General features: G+C 42.3%; 14 protein-coding genes and 1 riboswitch. Of the genes, 4 read left to right on the top strand and 10 right to left on the bottom strand.

The genetic code is table 11. The annotated features are described in order from the left end of the window. Positions 1-10: 10 nt before the first annotated feature. Together M1D52_RS04695 and M1D52_RS04700 are read right to left on the bottom strand one after the other, a co-directional pair. On the bottom strand, positions 11-3,127 hold the full coding sequence (locus tag M1D52_RS04695; protein ID WP_437394219.1) for a SusC/RagA family TonB-linked outer membrane protein: 3,117 nt from the start codon (positions 3,125-3,127) through the stop codon (positions 11-13). A 386-nt stretch (positions 3,128-3,513) separates the two neighbouring features. Then, the gene (locus M1D52_RS04700) at positions 3,514-4,953 is read right to left on the bottom strand and encodes a phytoene desaturase family protein (protein ID WP_437394218.1); all 1,440 of its coding nucleotides are present in this window, start codon (positions 4,951-4,953) and stop codon (positions 3,514-3,516) included. 156 nt (positions 4,954-5,109) lie between these two features. On the opposite strand from M1D52_RS04700, the gene M1D52_RS04705 reads away from it, so the two are divergent. Then, positions 5,110-5,985, top strand: coding sequence for a thioredoxin domain-containing protein (locus M1D52_RS04705; protein ID WP_013663697.1), 876 nt, complete (start codon positions 5,110-5,112; stop codon positions 5,983-5,985). A gap of 60 nt (positions 5,986-6,045) precedes the next feature. Here the strand turns inward: M1D52_RS04705 and M1D52_RS04710 are convergent, their stop codons facing one another. The 3 genes from M1D52_RS04710 to M1D52_RS04720 all read right to left on the bottom strand — a co-directional run bounded on the left by M1D52_RS04710 (position 6,046) and on the right by M1D52_RS04720 (position 11,947). Continuing rightward, on the bottom strand, positions 6,046-7,707 hold the full coding sequence (locus M1D52_RS04710; protein WP_013663696.1) for a RagB/SusD family nutrient uptake outer membrane protein: 1,662 nt from the start codon (positions 7,705-7,707) through the stop codon (positions 6,046-6,048). After that, on the bottom strand, positions 7,707-10,775 hold the full coding sequence (locus M1D52_RS04715; protein ID WP_437394217.1) for a SusC/RagA family TonB-linked outer membrane protein: 3,069 nt from the start codon (positions 10,773-10,775) through the stop codon (positions 7,707-7,709). Before M1D52_RS04715 ends, M1D52_RS04710 begins: the two co-directional genes overlap by 1 nt. A 758-nt stretch (positions 10,776-11,533) precedes the next feature. Beyond that, a complete protein-coding gene (locus tag M1D52_RS04720) occupies positions 11,534-11,947 on the bottom strand; it encodes an OsmC family peroxiredoxin (protein WP_013663694.1) in 414 nt (137 codons plus the stop codon). Positions 11,948-12,124: 177 nt separating this feature from the next. Here M1D52_RS04720 and M1D52_RS04725 point away from each other — a divergent pair, with 177 nt between their 5' ends. After that, entirely contained in the window at positions 12,125-12,652 is a 528-nt protein-coding gene (locus M1D52_RS04725; RefSeq protein WP_013663693.1) for a hypothetical protein, read from the top strand. 4 nt (positions 12,653-12,656) lie between these two features. Here the strand turns inward: M1D52_RS04725 and metF are convergent, their stop codons facing one another. The 5 genes from metF to M1D52_RS04750 form a co-directional block, all read right to left on the bottom strand. Continuing rightward, on the bottom strand, positions 12,657-13,613 hold the full coding sequence (gene metF / locus M1D52_RS04730; protein ID WP_437394216.1) for a methylenetetrahydrofolate reductase [NAD(P)H]: 957 nt from the start codon (positions 13,611-13,613) through the stop codon (positions 12,657-12,659). Between the two features lie 7 nt (positions 13,614-13,620). Then, a complete protein-coding gene (locus M1D52_RS04735) occupies positions 13,621-13,998 on the bottom strand; it encodes a four helix bundle protein (RefSeq protein WP_013663691.1) in 378 nt (125 codons plus the stop codon). A gap of 174 nt (positions 13,999-14,172) precedes the next feature. Next, a complete protein-coding gene (metH, locus tag M1D52_RS04740; RefSeq protein ID WP_437394215.1) occupies positions 14,173-17,865 on the bottom strand; it encodes a methionine synthase in 3,693 nt (1,230 codons plus the stop codon). Positions 17,866-17,965: 100 nt separating this feature from the next. Further along, positions 17,966-18,068: riboswitch (SAM riboswitch) on the bottom strand. A 98-nt stretch (positions 18,069-18,166) separates the two neighbouring features. Then, positions 18,167-18,721 carry a DUF4833 domain-containing protein gene (locus M1D52_RS04745; RefSeq protein WP_013663689.1) on the bottom strand — a complete coding sequence of 185 codons (555 nt, stop codon included), beginning with the start codon at positions 18,719-18,721 and terminating at the stop codon, positions 18,167-18,169. Between the two features lie 197 nt (positions 18,722-18,918). Beyond that, positions 18,919-19,485 carry a hypothetical protein gene (locus M1D52_RS04750; RefSeq protein ID WP_013663688.1) on the bottom strand — a complete coding sequence of 189 codons (567 nt, stop codon included), beginning with the start codon at positions 19,483-19,485 and terminating at the stop codon, positions 18,919-18,921. Positions 19,486-19,921: 436 nt separating this feature from the next. Between M1D52_RS04750 and M1D52_RS04755 the strand changes: the two genes are divergently transcribed. After that, complete coding sequence (locus M1D52_RS04755) at positions 19,922-21,541, top strand: S41 family peptidase (protein ID WP_013663687.1); 1,620 nt, start codon at positions 19,922-19,924, stop codon at positions 21,539-21,541. A gap of 125 nt (positions 21,542-21,666) precedes the next feature. Next, a complete protein-coding gene (locus M1D52_RS04760) occupies positions 21,667-24,780 on the top strand; it encodes a SusC/RagA family TonB-linked outer membrane protein (protein ID WP_437364781.1) in 3,114 nt (1,037 codons plus the stop codon). The last annotated feature ends 15 nt before the right edge of the window (positions 24,781-24,795 follow it).

Below are 24,795 nucleotides of genomic sequence, written 5' to 3' on the forward strand. Positions count from 1 at the left end.
CACACGTTATTTATAATGCCAATGAGAGTCCAAGTTGAAAAGATCGACTATTAGGGTAAACGCCTTGGTCAATTCCCTTATTAATTAAAGATTGTTCGTTTAAGCTCACCTCCGGATCGAAGCCTGTGTAGTCTGTCCACGTCCATAAATTTTGTGCTGATACATAGATGCGAAGAGAATCGAAGCCCGAATTCCCAAAAACTCGTTTAGGTATGGTATATCCAAATGATAGATTTTTCAAACGGAGGTAAGTTGCGCTTTCAATAAAGCGGTCGGAAATGGTAATTGCCGGGTCTTGAAAAGCAGCCTTTACATCCGTATCGGTGTGGTTAGGCGTCCAGCGGTTTAGCAGCACTTTGGACGCATTTACATAACCGGTACCTAGTTCCAAATTAGCCCGATTGGCATTGTAAATTTTCCCGCCTACAGAACTCTGAAAGAAAACGGATAAATCGAAACCTTTATAAGAAAAGTTATTGGTAAATCCGGCCGTGAATCCAGGTTGATTGGAGATCACAACCCGATCCCCTGCCTGTGTAATTTGGCCATCACCGTCAATATCCTTATATTTTTGTCCACCTGGATTTTTGTTTTGTTGCGGTGTTAGGGGCGTGTCGCCTTCTTGAATGATGCCATCGGTTTGGTAAACGATAAACGAGCCCAATGGATAGCCTACCTTAGCAATGGAGGGTTGTGAGATTACCGGAATAATTTGATCGACGCCCTCTCCCAAGTCAAGAATCTTGTTTGTATTTTTAGCGAAAACCAAGATAGATTTCCAGCTAAAATCTCCGATCAAATTATTCGAGTTGACATATACCTCTATTCCTTGATTAGACACCGCTCCGATGTTCTGATAGATGGTGGACGCTTGTCCGCCTCCGAACTCGGCTAAGCCTGACGTCCCGGGCACGGTACGGCTTAGGAGCAGATCGGTCGTTTTTTTATAATAGTAGTCTGCAACTAAACTGATCCGATTGTTAAAAAAAACTACGTCAATTCCACCGTCAAATTGAAAGGTCTTCTCCCAGCCCAAATCCGGGTTTGGGACCGTGATAGGTGCGAAACCGTGTACGGTTGTATTGGAGAAATTATATCTAAAGTAGCTCAATCGCGATAGCGACTGATAGGACGGGATATTTTGGTTGCCTGTTGTACCCGCGCTTAAGCGCAATTTAAGCTGGCTTATCTGTTTTACATTCTTAAAGAATGCTTCATTACTCACATTCCAACCAAACGCCGCTGAAGGGAAATATCCCCATTTATTCCCAGCCCCAAACTTAGAGGATCCATCAGCCCTAAACGTTAGGGTGAATAGATATCGACTGTCATAAGCATAGTTCACTCTTGCCAGATAGGAGGCAAGCGACCATTCATTGGCAATCGAGCTCGGTGTTCTATTGGTTACGCCCGTCCCTAAATTGTTAAAGCTAAAGGCATCGGTCGCAAATCCAGCTGCTTCCGCAACGGTGCCTTCACTGTTCGATTGCTGTGCAGTAAACCCTACCACGGCATTGATCCTGTTCTTTTCACCGATCACCTTGTCGTAACTTAACGTGTTTTCGTTTAACCAGTTGGAGGTAAAAACAGAGCCGACTTGTGCCAAGCCACCTAAATCCAAACCTTCGGCGGTGGTTTTTGGTAAATAACGATTCTGTTTATTATCGACAATGTCGACACCTATCAGCACTTTCGCTTTTAATCCTGTAATGATTTCATATTCACCCGCGATATTCCCCAGCAAGCGATTGGTTTTTGTTTCATTTAACTGATTGTATAGGGAGTTGATAGGGTTCTGTAAACTTGATTCGAAAGGACTATAAATTACATACGAACCGTCGTCCTGATAGATGGGAAGAGACGGCGGGGTCAATAATAAATTAGCGACAACTGCTGTTGGGGCAACATCGGCTTTCGACTGGCTTGCTGAAATATTGCTTGTAAACTTTAATTTTTCATTGTAGTCGTGGGCAACATTTATTCGTCCGGATATTCTTCTAAATCCGGTATTTTGTAGAATCCCATCTTGATCAAAATAGTTGCCTGAGATAGCTAACCGGGTTTTTTCGCTCCCTGCTAAAATAGACAAATTGTGGTTTTGAATAGGTGCTTCCCGAAAAGCGGCCGCCTGCCAGTCGGTCCCCACGCCACTCGTATCTAATGAATAGCCCGACACCGCTGGGAGCGAAGCTGATTTACCTGAGTTAACGGCCGCATCCTTTCGCAACTGCCACCATTCCCCGGCGTTCAATAAAGGGATGGTTTTTATCACCTCCTGGAAGCCATAGTACCCATCATAATTTATAGAAGATTTATTCCGACTCCCGCTTTTAGTAGTGATAATCACCACGCCGTTAGCGCCCCTCGATCCGTAAATCGCAGTTGCCGAAGCATCTTTCAATACATCAATAGACTCAATGTCAGAGGTGTTAATGGTAGATAAAGGGTTTATTTTGGAACCCGTAGTGACGCCGGCGTCGTTTAGTGAATAGTCGTTATTAAGCGGAAAGCCGTCTATAACATATAAGGGATCACTGCCGGCCGTAATGGAGTTATTCCCCCTAATCTGCACACTCACTCCGCCGCCTGGCTGACCAGAGGTTTGCGTAACAACCACGCCCGGTACAGATCCTTGTAATAGGCGCTCCGGAGAAGCGACAGGTTGGCTCTTTAGCTCTGCCGGAACAGAAGCAACCGATCCCGTCAGGTCACCACGTTTTTGTGTACCATAACCTACCACTACCACGTCTTCCAATTGGTTGAAATCGGGCTCTAATCCAATGGCTATTGGACTTCCCGTTGCAACCACTTTCTTAACTTTATAACCAATATAGTTAATGATAAGTGTATAGGGGAACTTTTGTCCGGTGATAAAATTGAATTTCCCATCGCCATCCGTACTAGCTTTATGGGTGGTTCCTTCAATCGAGACAGTGGCGCCCGGGAGTGGCTCTTTTGAGTTACTATCAAACACTTTTCCATCGAGTGTGGAATTGATCAAAGGCTTTGTAACCTGTGCACATAGATTTCCGCTTAAAAATAAAAGAAGAGTTGACAAAAATAGTTGCCATAAATTTTTGTGGAACGGAAAAACAAGCCTATATAGTTTAGCAAAATGATTAATCATTGTATATTATTGTTAGTTGCATACAGCTTCGTAATCGACACGAAGTGATTAGGAAAAGCAAAAGATGAAATCGTTAGAAAATGGAATAATTTGCGGAGATGGGTTGTTAGCAACAACAGGAATAGCACATGGCTGATTGCATAGAATGGATCGTAAAGGCGGGACTATTTAGGCGTTTTTTAATGACCTCTTCCTTCTTTAAGGTCGTTCTTTGTTCAATTGTATTCATTTGTATGTTTTTGCTGATTTTAATAAATAGACTACTTATTTAGTAGACATTAAACTCAACACAAATATACAGGCATGGAACATGCATCGTTAGGAATAAAAACTTCCTATTTAGGCTATAAATTTTACCTATTTGGCCTAAGATCGCTTATGTAATGCTAAAAATCTACTTCAATTCCGAAACGCTTTTTTAATGCTTGTTTTGCGGCATGGTATCCACACATCCCATGCACACCTCCACCGGGAGGCGTTGAAGAAGAACAAATATAAATGTCTTTCGCGGGCGTGCCGTAGGGCGACCACCTCAAAGCGGGTCTGGTATATAATTGTTTAAGATCCATTACGCCTCCATTGATGTCGCCACCTATATAGTTTGGATTGTAGATTTCATAGGCATGTGTATTCATGCATTGCTTGGCAATTATTCGATCTTTAAATCCCGGAGCATATCGTTCTACTTGTTGTTCAATAGCCATGGTCATATCAACGGTTGAACCGTTTGGGACATGGCAATAGGCCCAGGCAATTTGATGATTCCCCATTACGCGGGTGGTATCGAACAAACTCTGTTGGGCAAGCAGTACAAAAGGTCTCTCCGGATGTTTCCCTTCCCAGACTTGTCGTTCTGCATGGGCAATTTCCTGTAGACTATTACCGAGATGTACAGTGCCGGCTTTTCTGCATTGCTCTGACTGAAAGGGTATAGGGCCGTCAAGCAACCAGTCAATTTTAAAAACACCCATCCCATAGCGATATCTGCCAAGTTGTCTCCGATAAGAGGCATGAAATCGATCTCCCGCAATTTGTATCAATTGCTTTGGCCCTAGATCAAAAAGAAATGCTCGGGCCGTAGGAAGCTTTTTAAGCGAGTCTACATAAAAACTTGTTTCAATGTCCCCACCAATCGACTTAAAATATGAAGCCAAGGCATTTGCAATTTGCTGCGATCCGCCTCGGGGAATAGGCCAACCTCCGGTATGACCGGCGATAGATAGCACCAATGCCACCGCCGATGTAGTCATATAATCTAAGGGCAACATGGAGTGAGCCGCCATACCTGCCCATAGAGCTTTCAGTTCTTCGGTTTGAAAGCGTTTTGCGAGTTGCGTTGCCGATAGAAGTGCGTTCTTACCAAAACGTATGAGCGGGAAAAGATTCGAAGGTATATGAAAAGGGGCTAATAAGTCGCTGATCAGTGTGGGCCATAACTTTGTTAAGGGTTTAAATAAATGAATGTAGGCGTTTTTATCTGTATTGAACTGACCGGATGTTTGCTCTAGTGAAGAAAAAAGCCCTACAGCCTTCCCCCCGTCTAGGGGATGAGCCGCCATAATCGGCGGATTTATGTAAGTTAACCCATGCTGTTCAAGGGGTAACCTCTTGAAAAAGGGAGATTGAAGTGCCATCGGGTGTATAGCAGAACATATATCATATATATTTCCTGAATCCATAAATTGTGCGGATCGTAGGCCGCCTCCTATTGTTTCCTTCGCTTCTATCAGTAAAACTTCCAATCCGGCTTTCTGCATGGTGATGGCTGCTGCCAACCCGTTGGGGCCGGAACCCACCACAATCGCATCGTAAGAATCCTTTGTCATCTGTAAATAATTAGTTCGTTCGTGTTTGTTTTATTTATGAACCCTTTGTGGTTTAAACACAACCGGATATTGTAAATTACGTGAATAAATTTACATTCCACTGTGTGATGAACATGAAATTTTAAACATGGGGGTTCATTTTATAAAGATAGATGCATGGAATATAAATTTCGAAATGGCAGCGGTAAGCAATGGGCGTTAGACTTGCACAGGCCGCCTCATTATCACCGTGGCGAATTTTATTTAGTATTTAAAAATCGGATCTGTTACTTTTGTAATATTAATTTAGAAAGTGTTATGGGATTACGAATAAAATTTAGGTATATGTTGACCTGTTGTTTGTACGCTTTGTATCTACAAGGGTGTGCAATGGCCACGCAGGAAGAAGGACCTTTGACGGCCAAACAGTATCAACAAAAACTAAAAGATAACTCCTCTGAGACTGTTCAGTTGATCGACGTGCGGACTGCTGATGAGTTTGCGGATGGACATCTTGAGCATGCGCTTAACATTGATATTAAGGATAATGATTTCGACAAAGAGGTTAGTCGTTTGGATCGGACAAAGCCTGTATTTGTATACTGCCTGGGAGGAAGTAGAAGTGCAAAGGCAACGGCAACATTAAAAGAGCTTGGATTTAAGGAAATATACGATTTAAAAGGTGGTATTATGGCCTGGAAAAATGAAAATTTGCCTGTAACACCCGGAGAGAAGCCAGTGAAGAAAGACTTATTCACCAAGACAGATTTTGACAAGATTTTGCATGAAAACAAAGTTGTTCTGATTGATTTTTATGCAGATTGGTGTATCCCTTGCAAGGAGATGGAACCGACTTTGAAAAAATTAGCTAAGGAGTATGAAGGAAAGGTGTTCATTTATCGGTTAAATATTGATCAAGCCAAGGCTTTGACCCGTGCGATGAAGGTGGAGGGAATACCGGTTTTTCATCTTTATAAGCAAGGAAAGTTAGTAAAGGAAGCGCAAGGCTTTCAGCAAGAAGAGCAATTGAGAAATTTATTGAAATCTATATAAATAATTCAATCGATACAAAGGGAAACGTTACATTTCCCTTTGTATCGATTGAATCGAGTATTAAAAATTGGTTCCTTCTTTATCCCACCAAAGACGGGTCCCGCCATTGTCGGGGCCTCCTAAAAGTTGGATGGCTTTTTGAACCTCAGCAGCATTTGTATTGTATTCGTTCTGAGGGAAAGGTAGCCTCCTAATCTGTACTTCAGTATCGATCAGGCCTCCACTGTTATTAACAACCACCGGGAAAATCCTCGGATAGCCGGTCCGTCTAAATTCACTCCAAGCTTCCTGACCTTCAGGAAAGATAGCTAACCATTTCTGTGTGATAATGCGCTCCAGTTTTTCTTCTGCTGTCGCGCCTTCGTTCCATTGTACGGTAATGGTTGTCGGTGCGGGGGCATTATTGCGGCTGTTCCGAGGGTCAACATAGGCAATAGGTGTATTGGTGTTATTTTGTATATAAGCGTTGGCTCCTTGTACACCCCATTGACTAAAGGAGCTTTGGATGCCCTGTTCATAAAGAGCCTGTACGGATCCACCGGCATTGGCCCATCCCCGAAGAGCGGCTTCTGCTCTTAGGAAATATACTTCAGCGGCGGTCATCAACATCGGTGCGGTACTTGCGCTAAAGGTAGGCGTACCGTCGTTTATGTTGAGCGAAGAATAACCGATATAGGCGTCTTTCGTTAGCCCCGCAGCACCTGCCCGAATCCCTTTGTACTGACCGGTTATGACCTTGTCGGTTGCCTTGTCCATGTATTTGGCTATGCGCGGATCTTTATAGCCCACCATATAAGATTCCAGGGAGGCATTGATTCGGGTATCCCCCCAGTTTTTAGCTATAAAGTAAAGTGGGTTGGAAAAATTGGCATCCGATGGAACCGTTATGCGGAAATTATCGGCGTTATTGTCGATGACACCACCATTGGCGGGATCCAGTGCCTTTTCAGCTTCGGTTTGCGCCAACTGAGGGTTTGCTTTTACGATACGCATCGCCAAACGTAAACGGAGCGAGTTGGCCAGACGAAGCCATTTTTGAAAGCGTGTTTTGTTATCAACTCCTTGGTAGACCAGGTCTGCCTCCCCGATATTCGCAGGCACCTGTGTTGTGTCGGTACCGTTATTGAAGGTTAATAATAAATTACGTGCCGTATCGAGTTCCAGAAACAGACGTTTATAAATATCTTCCTGACTATCATAGGGAATACTGCCGGTAATACCTACACCGCTGTATGGAATAGGGCCGTAGATATCAGTTACACGGCTGGTTGCTTCTGCCTTTACTACCAGGGCGGCTGCCCATACTGCCGGATATGTTTCTGCAAGGCCGTTGTTTTTAAGCTTATTCAGCGAATTCAGAACGTTTACATAAAGCACTTTGAAAGGTTCACCGTTCCAGCCGTTGACCATCGCATAATTGAGGTTGTTCTGTCCGCTGTTAAAAGGTGTGGGTGACATAAAATAGCCACTGTAAACATCGGCATTCAGATTCTGCTGCACCTGGTACGAATTCGGATCGCCGCCACCTGAAAAATTATAGATAGACATTTGCGCCTGACGGAAGAAAATTTCCAGATCCTGACCATTCGGCTTCAGATCTTCATCCGAAACGCCGGTATTATTGGTGTTGAGATCCTCAAAATCTTTTGTACAGCTGCTAAATCCGATCGCCAACGCTGTAAAAAGGACCATATATTTATTCAAAATTTTTGTCGTATTCATTAGAAAGTTGCATTTAGTGTTAAACCATAGCTGCGTGTAGCGGGCATCATGAAGATATCCAGACCGCTCAATGTATTGCCGGTTGACATCGTTACCTCGGGGTCAAAAGGAGCCTTTTTGTAGAAATAGATAAGGTTTCTTCCAACGGCTGACACTTTCAGGTTCTTGATAAATCCTTCTTTCAATGGGATGTCATATCCGAGTGTAAGTTCGCGTAGACGGACTACCGTTCCATCATAGATATAATTGCTGGTTACAGGCCCGATACCACCGGTTGAAGTATACCAAACCTGCGGATCGATCGTATTCACTGCGTTGCCTTGCGGATCTACACCGTTGATGGATACCCCGCCTGCTAAACGCGCATCGCCGGTCGCCTTTGATACGCCATAACCGTCCATAACGGATTGGGTTACGGACAGGACATCATAGTTGAACTTTCCGTCAATTAAAAATGAAAGCGAAAATTTCTTATAACTTAAATTGTTGTTCCACCCCATTTGCCAGAGCGGATTGGCGTTACCAAGCTTGGTATATTCCGAATTTTTCAAGGGGATGCCGTCCGCGCTGATCATAATTCTGCCCTGATCATCCCGTTGGAAATCCTGCCCGTAGATATCGCCAAAAGAGCCTCCAACTTCAAATTTTGAAGCAAAGTTATTTCTACTTTCACCCGTTAAAGCAAACTCCTGAATGTTATCGGAAAGTTCGATGATTTTGTTTTTGTTATAGGAATAATTCAGGCTCGTTGTCCAGTTGAAATTTTCTGATCGAATGGCATCGAAACTGATGAGTGCTTCAACACCCTGATTCTGGATGTTTCCTGCATTGATTGCGTAGGTGTCATAGAATGAAGCCTGACTGGCGGCAATTTTAAAGAATTGATTTTTTGTGTTCGTCTTGTAATAGGTTAAGTCTATCCCCAAGCGGCTATCAAAGAATTTCCATTCCGTACCGATTTCCAACGAGTTGGTAATCTCCGGTTTCAACTCTTTCAGGAAGGTAGTGGTGTTCATTCCGATTACACCGTATGGATTCAATGTGTTCAACAGATAGGTAGTATATGGAGGAAGATCATTACCGACCTGGGCGTACGAACCACGGATTTTCGCGAGATTGATAAAATCCGGGAAGTTGAGTTTTTCATTCAGGGCAAGTCCCAAACCTACAGACGGGTAGAAGAAGGAGCTGTTATTCGTGAAACTCAATGTACTCGACCAGTCGTTTCTCGCGGTAAGATCCAAAAATACCCAGTTGTCATAGGACAGGTTCGCACTGGCAAATATAGATTGCAATTGCCTTCTATTTCTGGCTAGGGTGCTGATATTTGGTGTTTCGGAGTTTTGCATGGTAAACACATTAGCGGTTGATAAACCGGCCGTGCCGCTGTTGTAATTTGACCCTTCTGTTTTCCAATCAGTAATGCTTGTACCTACTACACCGGTAATGCTTAGTTTATCCGCCACCTGGAAGTTCATGTTGGCGATCAAATCGGCATACTGTTGCGTAATTGTGGTATTTGTATAATTATAGGCGCCACCCGGGCGAGCTAAAATGTTATGTGTGCCGGCAAAGATCTTTGTTTCGTATACTTCACTGGTACGATCAAGACTTCCACGTGCCTGAACAGAAAGCCAGGGAGCCACTTTGTATTTGGCGCTGGCATTCAGTAATAACCGGTTTCTGTTCGAATAGTTCTGGTTGCGGTTAACAATCCACCAAGGGTTCTGTTGAGTGGTTTCGCTGTCCGAAAGAAATGGCCAGTTCTGATCATTCAGGTTTTTCTGTGCGTTGAATTGCTCAAAGGTCTTATAAGGGGCAATATCCATGCCCCGTGGAAATAGGTACAATCCTACCATCGGGTTGAAATAGAAGCCCGTTTGCGGTGCATTATCCAACTTCTGAGAGATGTAGTTCGCACCGGCCGAAACCTGTAGTTTGTCGTCCAAAAAATTAGCCGTTTCCTTAAAGTTGAGGTTATGTCTACTTAGGTCGTTGTTGGGCTGTATACCCTTTGCCTGTGTATTGGCATACGAAAAATAGGTCTGCATTTTATCATTGCCGCCAGACAGGCTCAGCGAGTTTGTTAGATTACTTCCTGTTCGCAGAAACGCAGACACATTATCGTACTTCCTGCTGTCAGTTGCGGCACCCCAGCTGTTTAAGGAAGAGGTATTGGAAACCCCATCCATTCCCTGGCCGAAGCTGTTCTGGAATTCGGGCGTGTAAGCTGCTCGATCTATTAAAGCGCTGGAAGAGAAGTTAATGACCGCTCTGCCGGATTTACCGGATTTGGTAGTGATCAGAATAACCCCATTTGCTGCCTGACTGCCATATAAAGCGGCCGCTGAGGCACCTTTCAGGACTGATATGTTCTCTATATCCTCTGGATTAATTGTAGAAATGGGATCACCGGGATCACGTTCACCTCCGAACACATTCCCCGGTTGTGCACCGGTTGTATTGTTATTAATAGGCACACCGTCTATCACATATAATACCTGATTGTTTCCGGAGGCCGATTTGTTCCCACGGAGTACAACTTTGGCCGAACCTCCCGGTCCGGACGAGCTAGGAGCAATATTAACACCCGCCACTTTACCATTCAGCGTATTAATGAGATTCGGGCTTTTTGCTTTATTTAATTCCTCAGCACCGACCTGTTGGGTGGAATAGGTCAGCGATTTTTGCGCCCGGTTAATACCAAGTGCAGTTACTACCACACCTTCAAGCTCTTGTGCCGAAGCGGTTAGCGTAATATTTAAGGTAGTGGTCTGCGCATTGATCGGCATCGTTCTGGCGTCATACCCAATAGAACTGATACTTAAAGAGCTGGCATTTTCGGGTACATTTAGCTGAAATTTGCCATTGACATCAGTTGATGTAGCGATATTGGTTCCGACCACTTTAATAGTTGCCGCGATAATAGGAGATTGATCCTGTGCATCGGTTACTGTACCCGTTAGTTGTCGTGTTTGTGCAAATGCACTCAAATGGGGCATAGTTAACATCAAAATCGCAAAAAACAGCGATTTCAATGAACACAACGTTTGGTTATTGATTTTCATTGGAATGAATTTGTTTTTTAATGGCAATGAAGCTTGCATAAATTATTCATTTGCATTTGTTTATTCATTTCGTGTCTAATCCAAAGGTGTTATTCATGAACATTTATGTTCAATGGTATCATGAGCTCATGTCACTCGGTTCGTGCTACCTTCGGCGGTTCAATGACATTCATGAACTCACTACGTTCAGTTATTTACTGTCTTCAGTATTGCAATTTATGCAGGTTTCATCTGTGTTACATTTATGATATAAAAGCTCTTTCGATAAAGCCTCACGCTTTACCGTTGCATTCCTGCCTGTGCTATATTTGGCAGGTTCAGTTTATCATAATCTTAGGTTTGAAGGGTTATCGCCTCAACGGGAGGGGGATTCGTATGAGGTGCAAACGTGTAAAAAGTTGAAACAGGTAAAAGGGTATATTGCCAGTTGGTTGCTGACAACAAATAGAGATTAAATTGGGTGAATCTCAGTTTTGAAAAATAGTTAGCCATGTGTGATAATAAAACGCCATACATAATCTTTTCGCATCAACGGTTCCGTGCACGCAGAAAGAAATCTCAGAAAAGTAAAATGTGTTTGTTTTAGTATGTTGTTAAAAGCTTTTAGCAAGCATACGGTTCAAAGGTAGGATTTAATTTAATAAGTACGAATACGGGTCTCGTTTTTTGAGAAAATAACGAGAAATGTTACAAAGATAAATCCTTTACGACGCTCAGGTTGAGAATAAAAATGATTGGGTAAAGGATTTATCCTTTATTTACTCTTCTAAATGTGCGTCTACAGCAATATTTGTATTTAACAATTTAGAGATGGGACAGTTCTTTTCTGCATCGGTTACCAATTCATCTAACTTCGTTTTAGGAATACCGGGGATTTTTGCCCGAACCGTTAGAAAAGAGCTCGTAACGCTTCCGTCCTTTAATTCGATGTTACAGGTAGTTTCCAACTTTTCTACTTCAAAACCTGCCGCATCAATGTTAAAGGCAAGTTTCATGGTAAAACATCCGGCATGAGCTGCCGCGACGAGTTCTTCCGGATTGGTGCCTTTTGCATCTTCGAAACGGGTTTTATAGGAGTAAGGAGTTTCCTCAAGTACATTACTTTGTGTGGTTAGTGTGCCATTTCCTTCTTTTCCTGTTCCTTGCCAAACGGCCGTTGCGCTTCTTTTCATTTTAAAATTGTCTTAATTTTTCTATAAAGTTTGATTAACAACAAATATAATGCAGTTTTGTTTCTTTCAAAGAAGTACGTAGGTCCGATCTTGAGCAAGGTGGAAGCTTCGAACGAATTAATTATTTACAGATGAAATCGAGATGTAAACCGGACGCATATTAAAATAAATAATAGGATGAAATTGAATTTATTACGTTTTGTTTTTCTTTCTTGTTTAAGTATGTTGACTTTGACGGCCCAAGCCCAGAAAATCGATAAAGAATTTCGAAGTTTTTACAAGGGGCTTCAGCGAAATATAGAGACGGATAGACTGGATGCGATAACAAATATCGTACATTTTCCTTTACAAACGATTTATTGGGTAGACGAGCTGAATAACCTAAGTGAAGAAGAAAAGCGAGATGGTTTATTAGAGTCTGAGGATTTTGATCGTTATCGATCGGTTATCTTCAATGAAGATGTAAAGCGAATAATTCCCCGGCGACAAGTGGAGCAAGTGCAGCAAATTGATATTGAATCGAGTGGCGACTATTATAAAAGGCTTGCTGAATTAATTGACCCTGGTAGTACGTTGCTGGAACTGTACTGCCAATACGGAGAATATGATACAGTAGGAGATAATTATTTTGCTTTTGTATTTGGCAAAGTCAATGGCGAATACCGGATACTTGCCTATTATACGGACACAAGAGTTAAAGAGTAGGGGGTTAAAATACCCCCTGTATAATTCTTTTGGTCGGTTCCGGGTTACCCATTGTGTAAAAATGCAATACAGGTGCTTCCATTTTTATAAGGTCTTTACACTGCTGGATCATCCATTCAATGCCAACATCTTTTACCTCTTTTTCACTTTTGCAGGCTTGTACGGCCTTGCTTAACTCTAAAGGTATATCCAAATGGAAAACCTTCGGCAGGCTTGTAAGCTGTTTACTGGTGGTAAGGGGCTTTAATCCCGGAATAATGGGGATGTTAATATCGTTAGCACGGCATTTATCAACAAAGGCTTTATATTTATTGACATCAAAGAACATCTGGGTCACAATAAAATTGGCGCCTAGATCCACTTTTTGTTTCAGGTATTGGAAATCAGTTTCAAGGTTCGGCGCTTCGAAATGCTTCTCCGGATATCCCGCCACCCCAATGCAGAAATCGGTCTTCTCAGTATTGTCCATATAGTCATGCAAGTATTGACCATTATTCATGTTAACGACGTGTTGTAGCAGATCGGATGCATAGGCGTGGCCTCCGGGAGTTGGTACAAAGGAGCTTTCGCTTTTTCGTGCATCGCCACGTAGTACAAGAACGTTATCAATACCTAAAAATTGTAAATCAATTAAAGCATTTTCCGTTTCTTCTTTTGTAAATCCACCACAGATGAGATGTGGTACGGCATCTACCTTGTATTTATTCATAATAGCTGCACAGGTTGCAACGGTACTTGGCCGTTTGCGATATGCCACCTTTTCCAGCAAACCGTTTGGATGTTGCTTGTAAATATAGTCTTCTCTTAAATAAGTAACATCGATAAAAGGGGGATTGAACTCCATTAAGGGATCAATGGTATTAAAGATGCCTTGAATACTTTGCCCTTTGATGGGAGGGAGCAGTTCGAAGGAGATGAGGGTTTTGTTTTTCGCGTTTGAGATATGATCGGTGATTTTCATTAATTGGTTATTCGTTGTTAGTTATTTGTTGATCGTTTAAATTTCGATTTAGCTTCAGAAAGCCTCTATAATATCTTATGAACCCGTTAAGTAATTTCTTGCATTTTTCAACTAGATGTAAGCAAAAATTAAGATGTTCTTGGCATAAATATGTTAAATCAAAAGATAATATTAATTGTGTTTCTAATTCGTAAAGTGAGCCTCTAGCAATATAAAAGAATTGTAAGCTATCTTTTGGACTGTTTCTGCCACACCCTTCAGCGATATTGGATGGAATTGAAACAGCACTTCGTTGAATCTGGTTTGTTATTCCGTATTGTTCTTCTTTAGGAAAGTTTTTTGTTGCTAGATATATTTCTTTTACTAGCCTCTGGTCTCTTTCCATACGTCGAGTTCAGTATAAGGTTTGTTACCACTTTTCATTTTAATGTTCTTATTTTGGTTAATTTGTATTTATGTATCGCTCAAAATAATCATTATGCAACTTTTTTACACTAATAACTTTTAGTTAGGTTAACCAATAACCAATAACTCACAACTCACAACTCACAACCCGCAACTAATACCCCAAATTCGGGCCCAACCATCTTTCAACGACCTCTACCGTTTCATTCTTCCGTTTGGCATAGTCTTCTATTTGATCTTTTCCTAACTTCCCAACACCGAAGTACCTGGATTCAGGATGGGAGAAATAGAAACCGCTAACGGCAGCGGTTGGATGCATGGCTAAACTTTCGGTTAGGTAAATGCCGGTGTTCTCTTCGGCATCTAAAATATTGAAAAGCGTAATTTTCTCTGTATGTTCCGGACAGGCAGGGTATCCTGGTGCCGGGCGGATTCCGGCATATTGTTCCTTGATCAACTCTTCATTACTAAGTTGTTCATCGCTGGAATAACCCCAGTATTCTTTGCGCACCATTTCGTGCATCTTTTCGGCGAAAGCTTCAGCCAGTCGATCAGCCAAGGCTTTTACCATAATGCTGTTATAATCGTCATAATTCTTTTCATATTCGGCGACAAGTTTATCACAGCCAATACCGGTGGTAACGGCAAAGCCTCCCCAATAATCATTTACGCGACTGCCGACCGGAGCAATAAAATCCGATAAGGCATAATAGGGTTGGTCTTTTGCTTTTTCCGCCTGCTGACGTAAGGTATGGATCCGTGTTAGTATTTCCTTTCGCTCTTCATCCTTATATAAAACGATATCATCGCCAGCAGTGTTAGCCGGCCAAAAGCCAATCACACCTTTAGCGGTTAACAATTTGTTGGAGACGATTTCTTGTAATAACTTTTTCGCATCATCAAACAGTTTGCTTGCTTCTGTACCGACGGTTTTATCGGTTAAAATACGAGGATAGCTGCCGCGTAGCTCCCACGTATGGAAGAAGGGAGTCCAATCGATATAAGGTAATAAATCGTCAAGCGGAAAGTCATCAAACACCTTAGTGCCTAAAAAGGCGGGTTTGGGAGCTTGGTAGCTTTCCCAATTAATTTGAAATCTCTTTGCTCTCGCTTCTTCAATAGGTACTAGCTTTTTCTCCGATTTCTTTCGAAGGTGATTCTCTCTGGCTTGATCGTATTCGGCGCGAATAGTGGCAGCATAACTCTCTTTACTTTCCGGGTTGAGTAAGTTACTGGCAACGGTAACACTACGGGAAGCATCTAATACATGCACAATGGTGCCCGAATAATTAGGAGCGATTTTCACGGCTGCATGAATACGGGATGTGGTGGCCCCTCCGATCATAATCGGAATTTTAAAACCTTCTCGTTCAGCTTCTTTGGCAACATGCACCATTTCATCAAGGGAGGGTGTGATAAGACCACTCAAACCTATAATATCAACTTGGTGTTTTCGGGCTTCGTCCAATATTTTTTGGCTAGGTACCATAACGCCTAAGTCGATTATTTCAAAGTTGTTGCAGGCTAGGACCACGCCGACAATGTTTTTTCCAATATCATGCACATCCCCCTTTACCGTAGCCATCAGAATCTTGCCCGCATTTTTTCTGTCGCCGGCCGAAGGGTTCTTCGCTTTTTCGGCTTCAATGAAAGGCAGTAAGTAAGCAACAGCTTTCTTCATGACGCGAGCCGATTTCACAACCTGGGGTAAAAACATTTTTCCCGCTCCGAAAAGATCGCCCACGATATTCATTCCGTCCATTAATGGACCTTCGATGACTTCCAAAGGACGAGGGTACTTTAGGCGGGCTTCCTCCACATCGTCGTCCAAAAATTCGATAATTCCTTTAACCAACGCATGTGATAATCGCTCTTCAACCGGGCCGCTGCGCCACTCGGCACTTTTTACTTCTGCCTTATCTTTACTTTTAACGGTTTCTGCAAATTCGACTAGGCGCTCGGTAGCATCTTCCCGACGATTGAGTAAGACATCCTCCACATAAGTTAGTAGGGTTGGATCGATTTCTTCGTATACTTCCAACATGCCGGCATTAACGATGCCCATATCTAACCCGGCTTTGATGGCGTGATATAAGAATGCTGCATGCATCGCTTCACGAACAACATTATTGCCTCTAAAGGAGAAAGATATATTACTTACACCGCCACTCACCTTCGCCAGCGGCAGATTTTGCTTGATCCATTGGGTCGCGTTTATAAAGTCGACCGCGTAATTATTGTGCTCTTCTAAGCCGGTAGCAACGGTTAAGATGTTGGGATCAAAAATAATGTCTTGTGGAGGAAAGCCTACCTCATTTACAAGTATATCGTAAGAACGCTTACATATTTCGATGCGGCGTTCGTACGAATCAGCTTGGCCAACTTCATCAAAAGCCATAACTACAACAGCGGCACCGTAGTGCATAATGGTCGTAGCTCGTTCCTTGAACAAATCTTCCCCTTCTTTCAGAGAAATGGAATTGACGATGCCTTTACCTTGTAAGCATTTCAAACCTGCTTCAATGACTGACCATTTTGATGAGTCGACCATGATAGGAAGCTTGGCAATGTCCGGTTCGGAAGCAATGAGATTCAAGAAGCGGGTCATAGCGGCTTCTGAATCCAACATTCCCTCGTCCATATTGACATCAATTACTTGCGCTCCGCCTTCTACCTGTTGGCGGGCAACTGATAACGCCGCTTCAAAATCGCCGCTGAGAATGAGTTTGGCAAATTTGGGCGAACCAGTTACATTGGTGCGCTCGCCAATATTCATAAAGACGCTATCTGGGGTATAGGTAATGGGTTCTAAGCCGCTTAAACGTAAAAACGGCTCCGGTTTCGGTACTTTTCTTGGTTTTGCTTTCGCCGCTTTATCGGCAATACACCGAATATGTTTTGGCGTGGTACCACAGCATCCACCAACGATATTGACAAAGCCACTTTCAATAAAATCTTCTATTAAGTGCGCAGTTTCGTGCGGTTGTTCATCGTAACCGCCAAATTCATTTGGTAATCCGGCATTGGGATAAGCGGAAACATAACAGCCCGCTTTTTCTGAAAGCTCTTCAATATGCGGACGCATTTCTTTTGCTCCCAAGGCGCAGTTGAGACCTATACTTAGGATATTTCCATGGTTAATAGAATTAAGGAAAGCCTCTACGGTTTGACCGGAGAGTGTTCTGCCACTGGCATCGGTAATGGTGCCGGAGATCATGATATCGATCGATTCACTGCGTTTACCGGCCGCTTTTAATTCGTTTTCATATTGGATGATAGCAAAAATGGCTGCCTTGGCATTCAGGGTGTCGAAGATCGTTTCAATCAGCAGGACATCAGCACCGCCATCAATCAAGCCACGTACTTGTTCATAATAAGCATTTACTAGATCGTCGAATGTTACTGCCCGATAACCGGGATCGTTAACATCGGGCGACAAGGACGCGGTTCTGTTGGTTGGACCGATTGCACCCGCTACGAAGCGGGGTTTCGCCGGATTTTTGTGTGTAAACTGCGTGGCAGCCTCTTTGGCAATTCGAGCTCCCTCGTAGTTTAACTCATACACCAAAGATTCCATTTGGTAATCTGCCATTGATATTACCTGCGAGCTAAAAGTGTTCGTCTCAATAATATCAGCGCCAGCTTCGAGGTAAGCCTCATGTATCTCTTTTATGATAAGCGGCTGGGTTATGTTCAGTAAATCATTATTGCCTTTTACTTCACAGGGGTGATTTATAAACCGTTCGCCACGGAAATCAGCTTCGCTGAGTCCATAGGGTTGAATCATCGTGCCCATTGCACCATCGATGATCAAAATGCGTTTGTTCAATTCTTCTCTAATACTCATACGGCACTTAAACCATATACAGGTTGTTATCTATCTCCCAAATAGATATTTTATCGTTAAAATGATGCTTGCATTGAGAAAAAGCCTAGAAAATGACTTTTGCTTATCTTTCCCGATATTGAATCAGGTAGAATGTAGCACCTTGTAAGCACAGGTTGCCAAGACTTCGCAGGGTCTAATCCCTCCGTCTTTCTCAATAAGCATTGCAAATGTCGGTAATAATTTGATGATTATCAAATGTTATTTGAATGATGTGGTTAGGCGAATTTTTTAAAATGCTGCTGTCCGGTCTATTGGCCGTCTATTCATCCATAGGGATCATATGTTTAAGTTTCTGACCGGATTGGCTGTCTTTGCAGATTAATTCAATATAATCAACGTTTGGTTTAAAAAGCGAGCCACCATTGATCCGCACAAATATACGTTCAACGATAGCCGGCTTATTGTTAATGGAAGTAAAGGCTTCATATTGTTTGCTTAAAGGGCAATAAGCCAAACGGAAGGGGATGCTTTTACATGAAGTTAAGCGGATTTCGTATTCATTATCGCTTACCTTTTTGTGGTCAATTCCATAGGCAAATTTTCGTTGAATATAGGATAGATCTTTCCGCTCGCCATCTTCTTCATATAAGATCCAATAGGCGCTAACGGGCTCATCTTCGTCAATTTTACCATCTTTTTTGTTCAGCGTATAAACGACCGTGTTCTTGTTGGGATCGCGTTGTAGATAAAATAATTGCTCCTTTTCATTCGGAACCGGCAACTTCGTCTTGTCTACTTGTTTGCTGGAATCCTGTGCACAGACATGATTGCCATAAAGAGAGGATGCAACCAATAATAAAACAAAAGTCTTCATAGGCCATTGGTTTAATATGATGCTTTAATTTATTATCTTTTTGGATTTAGGAGCAAGCTTTGTACCAAACTTAACGAAAATGTCTTGCATTTGCAAATCTGGAGAAAAGAGCGCTTACAAGCGGGGAAGACGATAGAGAGGAGATGTATTATATGAAAAGCAGTGTCAATTTTTAGCTAAACCCGGATTTGAAAGAGTTAGTAGAGCCGTTTCGTTAATTGCTCTTCTACGGCACGAAAGACTTGAATTGGTTTATGGTTACGCCAGCTCATTTCGTCTAGGTGGCCGCCAAAATTGATAAAATAATCGATGTTTGAATTTTTGAATTCATCAATTACGTGGTGTCTGAAGTTAAGTCCTGCAATCCAGCCATCCTCTATTTCCTGAAACCATTCTTCATAATAGCAATCATCCGAAGCGTGGAAATTCAATATGTTTTCACCTATGAGAATAAATTTGTTAATTCCTTGCGCAATCATCAGTTCGATAACTTCTCTTTTAAGTAACATGATGTCGTTGTTAATGGCATCATTCCATTCGCCAATCATTTCAATGATCGCATATTGATGATCATAATCAGCAAAAAGTATCTTCAGATACAAGGTGTTGGAACCGAAGTAATCCCATTGGGGATGTAATAGAAAATTATAAATCTGCTTATCGAATTCAAATTCGTTATACTCGGTACCGTAAAAGGGCGAAAGTTCATCTTCTGATGCGACGTAGTCGTCTCGCCAACGATAAAAGGGTTCAATCTCGTGCATTGTTTGTTCAGTGTTTTGCCAATAAAGAACTTTTCTTCTGTAATAAATATTTTATTGACTGGTGTATGTTAACGGAGTAGTTTAACAGGCTTGTTAAAAGACAGTCCAATAATGCAAATATTCTACACAAAATTAGATAAAATTGCTTTGATATACAATAAGACGCTGCGAGCTGAAGTGTTGTCTTGATAAGGACCTAAGACCCCTGCCTGCCGGCAGGCAGGTAAGTAGCAGGACATAGGACAATAGATATAGGTGATAGAATAATATAGTCTTGAAACTTAAGTCTTGATACTGATACCTATATTCACTTGTGCTATAAACTCACATATTTATGCTATTAAAACAAAAAAATGCTAAAGCGAAATCCCTGTAAAATCCTCCCTTTCTGTTAGAATTTTCTTTATTATAGTTAACTTAGCAGCACTAAAACACTATGAGTCCCGAAACTAGAAAAAACTTACTAACCGCTGCCACTTATGCCGGGGTGCTTTTCGTAGGTTTATTGTTGGGGCAAAGTTTTGTGGATGAGGAGTCAAAAAATTCTTCAGGAATTCTACCCTCCGTTTTGGTTGATAAAAGTGGCAAGCTACAACGATTGATCCAAGTTGTAAATGACCGGTATGTAGACGTAGTGGGCATCGATACTCTTCAGGATTTTGCGATTAAGCAAGTTTTATCTCATCTGGACCCACATTCAACCTATATGCCGCCTAGCCTTGCAAAGGCGATGGGAGAAGAACTGAATGGCAGTTTTGATGGTATAGGCTTAGAATACTATCGCCTTCGCGATACACTTATGATTACGGCATTGACGCCTAATGGTCCTGCAGAGAAGGCTGGTGTGGAAATAGGCGACAAGCTAATAGGTGTGGATGATAAACCTATTTCCGGTGTAAATATGAAAGAACAGGAGGTTGCGGCAAGAGTTCGGGGAAAAAGAGGCAGTACGGTTAATCTCTGGATCAATCGAAAGGGGGTCGATTTAACAGAACCGATTAAAGTAATCCGCGACAAGATCATCGTAAGTAGCATTGATGCAGCTTATATCATTGACACGGCTATTGCTTATATCAAAATTAAGCGTTTTGGTGCGCAAACGGCCAGTGACTTTAGAAAACATATAAATCGAATGAAGCAATATGGTGTGGATAAGCTCATTATCGATTTAAGGGAAAATGGCGGGGGCTATTTGCGTGCAGCAACGGCTTTGGCAAGCGAATTTTTTAAGGAAAAGAAGTTGTTGGTTTATACGCAAGGAGCTCACGAACCCCGAACTGAATATTATTCAAAAGGGGATGGTGTTTTTGAAGAAGGTGAGCTTGCCATTTTAATCGATGAACGTTCCGCATCGGCCAGTGAAATTGTGGCAGGAGCTGTACAAGACTTAGATCGAGGTATCGTTGTTGGTAGACGTTCTTTCGGAAAAGGGCTTGTTCAAGATCAATTTGATTTTGACGATGGTTCAGCCATTAATTTAACGATTGCGAGATATTATACTCCATCTGGTAGGAGTATCCAAAAATCCTATAAAGACGGATTGGAAAAGTATTTTAACGAAATCAATCGGAGGTACATTTCCGGAGAACTGACCCAGAATGAAAACACTAGTCCACTTGATACATCCTTATTGAAAGGAATGCTTTATCATACGAGTTCGGGTCGCCCTATTTATGGTGGTGGGGGCATTATGCCGGATATTTACGTGCCGATCGATACGCTGGGTGCCAATAGCTTCTATAAAAAAGTGCTGAAGACTAACCTGATAAATGATTACGTTTATAGCCGGCTGGTTTCAACTCCCGCGGACTTTTCGATTGATCATTTTTTAACTCACTATAGTTTACCAAAGGACACATATAGTAATTTCGTGGAGTTGGCAAGACGTAATGAAATCGAGTTTAATAAAAGGGAAGTTGAGGTCGCTCGTAAACTCATAGAACTCGATATGAAAGCGCTGATAGCGAGGTTTTTCTTCGGGAGTGAAGCCTATTTTAAGATAAAAAACGGGTCAGACCATATGCTCGCACGAACCATAGAAGCGTTGAAACGCTGATTTGTTTTTCGATAACGTTCTCGGTGATTTCCTCCTAAATTTTTGCCATTCAGAGCGGTTTCTCATTTTTTTGAATAATGCAAAGGGATAGATCCCTTCGTATTACCAACCCTAAGTGAGAAATTATGAAAAGAATCTTGCCTTTTAAAGCCTTTCTGCGAACATTTTTGCAAATATGGATGGTGTTTTTAATGCCTATTGTGGTATGTTCACAGCAACGCGGCAACATAGGGGGCGTCGTTAAGAGTCAAAGCGACGGACAACCAATCCCCGGTGTAAGTGTAAAAGTAAAAGGAGCGAAAACCGGTACCTCTACTGATACCAAGGGAAATTTTAGTTTAGCGGCAAAAGAGGGTGATGTACTGGTTTTTTCTTCCGTTGGTTACCAGTCTAAGGAAGTGCCTATTAGTTCCGATCAAATGCTAAATATCACCTTGGTAGAAGATGCTGCTCAATTAAGCGAAGTTGTTGTTACCGCATTGGGTATAGAACGACAAACACGATCACTAACCTATGCCACCCAAGAATTGAAAAACAATGATCTGACAAACGTTAAAGATCCTGGCGGCAATGTAATGAATGCCTTAAACGGTAAGGTAGCCGGTGCGGTTGTTACGCCCGCGGCCACAGGACCGGGTGGCGCTGTGCGTGTAGTTTTACGAGGTAACCGTTCAATAAGCGGGAACAATAACGCATTGATTGTGGTAGATGGGGTACCCATCGATAATACGATGACCACCGAACAAGGGGGCGGTGGATCGGCAAACACGGTGGCTACACAGCAAAAGAGCTTAAGCAGCGGATATTCAGGAAGTGATGGCGGTGCAAGTATCAATCCGGAAGATGTAGAATCGGTAACTGTGCTGAAAGGACCGGCTGCGGCGGCACTTTACGGAAGCCGCGCTGCAAATGGCGCCCTCATGATCACGACTAAGAAAGGTAAAGAGGGAGCTGTACGCCTTAATTACAGTGGAGGCGTGGCAATAGATAAGCCTATGCTGTTAATGGATCTACAAAACAGTTTCGGTAGGGGTAACGGTGGTGTGTTCGGAGCGGATGCGGCCGGAAGTTGGGGTGCGCCTACGCAAACATATCCAAATAATGTTCGTGATTTCTATGATACCGGAACGACACTGAATAATTCAATAAGCGTTTCAGGTGGTACCGGAAAGATGCAAGGTTATGCTTCTTATACCAATAACATCATCACCGGTATTATTCCAAAAAATCGATTGGATAGAAATACGCTGAATTTACGCTTAAACAATGAAATACTACCAGGGCTGACGACAGATATCAAACTTACCTATGTCAATCAAAAAATAAAGAATAAACCCCGATTAGGGGACAATGGTGTAACGAATGAGGCGCTCATTATGCCTCGGGACCTATCTCCGGAAGAGTTAAGGGATTTTGAAACCATCAATGAGGAAACGCTACAACCACAACCAAAATATTGGACAAACAGTTCCTTTTTTCAAAATCCTTATTGGGACATCTATCGCATGTCTTTAAATGAAGAACGCAATCGTATCATGTTGGTTGGATCCGTTAAATATCAATTGACCGATTGGTTGTTTGCTCAGGGGCGCTTCAGTTTAGATCGGTACGATGATAAAATAACAGGTTCTTTTTATGCCGGAACGCTTCCTATTCCAACGCTTACCGGCGGCAGGTATCAGGAGAACAATGTGAATAGGTGGGAACGCAATATAGACTTCCTCTTATCGGGAACGAATAAAATTGGAGCTGATTTTGGAGTGAACTATAACATTGGTGCAGCAGTCTTGAACAATAGCGGCTATAATACGCAGGCTCTGGCGAATGGATTGCGTATACCGAACATGTTTGATTTAAATTTTGCGAGCACACCTGCTTTCAGTAACATCGTGGCAAAGAAGGAAATCCAGTCGGTTTACGGAAGTGCGCAATTGAATTATAAGGAACAACTATACCTGGATGTCACTGCAAGAAACGACTGGTCGTCCACACTGCCCGCACCTCATAGTTATTTTTATCCATCTTTTGGGTTGTCGGGTCTGCTTTCTGAGATGGTTCAGCTCCCATCATGGGTGAGTTATGCTAAGGTGAGAGGAGCTTATACACAAGTGGGAAATGATGCGGATCCTTACTTGCTTCAACAGACCTATTCTTATAGTCCGGGCGCCGGTAGTGGTTTCGTAGCACGTGATCAGATTAAATATATTGATAACTTGAAACCCGAAAAAACAAAGGCATGGGAAATCGGTACTGAGTGGCGATTTTTTGATGGGCGATTAGGTTTGGACGCTTCCGTCTATAAAACGAATACCGTAAACCAATTAATCTTTATCGGACTTCCTCAACCATCTGGCTACAATAATCAGTATGTTAATGTAGGTGATATTCAGAATAAAGGTATGGAATTGATGTTAACGGGTAATCCAGTTAAAAAGGAAGGATTTAATTGGAATACGACCGTGAATTTTGCGATGAATCGAAATAAGGTGTTATCCTTACTTCCAGGAATTGAGCAAGCGAGCATTTCCCCTTCAACCAATTTTGGGAGCTTATTAATCAAGCCCGGGGGAGCCTATGGGGATATTTATGGCTATAAGTGGGCAAGAAATGAGGATGGACAGTATCAAATCAATGCGAATGGTCTTCCTGTCGTCGAGCAATTGCAGAAGATCGGAAATTTTAATCCCGACTACACGTTAAGCTGGTTGAACCAGTTCGATTACAAACAATTTAATTTCTCCTTTATGGTTGACGGTCGTGTTGGTGGTACCGTTGTTTCGGGAACAGATGCTATGTTAGCCTATTTTGGTTTAGGTGATTATACGACCGCTTACCGGGATGGCGGGCTAGTTTTAGCAGGTGTTCATGCAGATGGAAGCCGGAATACGACCGCTATATCCGCTGAACAACTTTGGACTCAGGTTTCGCAGGGAGGTACAAATGCCTACGGTGAATTTTTCACTTATGATGCTACCAATTTCCGACTTCGAGAACTCTCTGTAGGTTATACGTTGAACATGAAACGATCTCCTATTAAAACGGCTCGTTTTTCATTGACGGCTCGGAATTTGTTCTTTTTTTATCGCGGGAAATCAAAGCTCGATATTCCGGGTATTGGAAAAAGAACCTTGCCGGTTGACCCCGAGGTAGCCATAGGAACTAGCAACTTTCAGGGTATTGAAAGTGGGATATTACCGTCCACACGCAGCTTCGGGTTTAATGTAAATCTATCTTTCTAATCATCAAAATCTGCA

It is taken from the genome of Olivibacter sp. SA151, assembly GCF_054130995.1.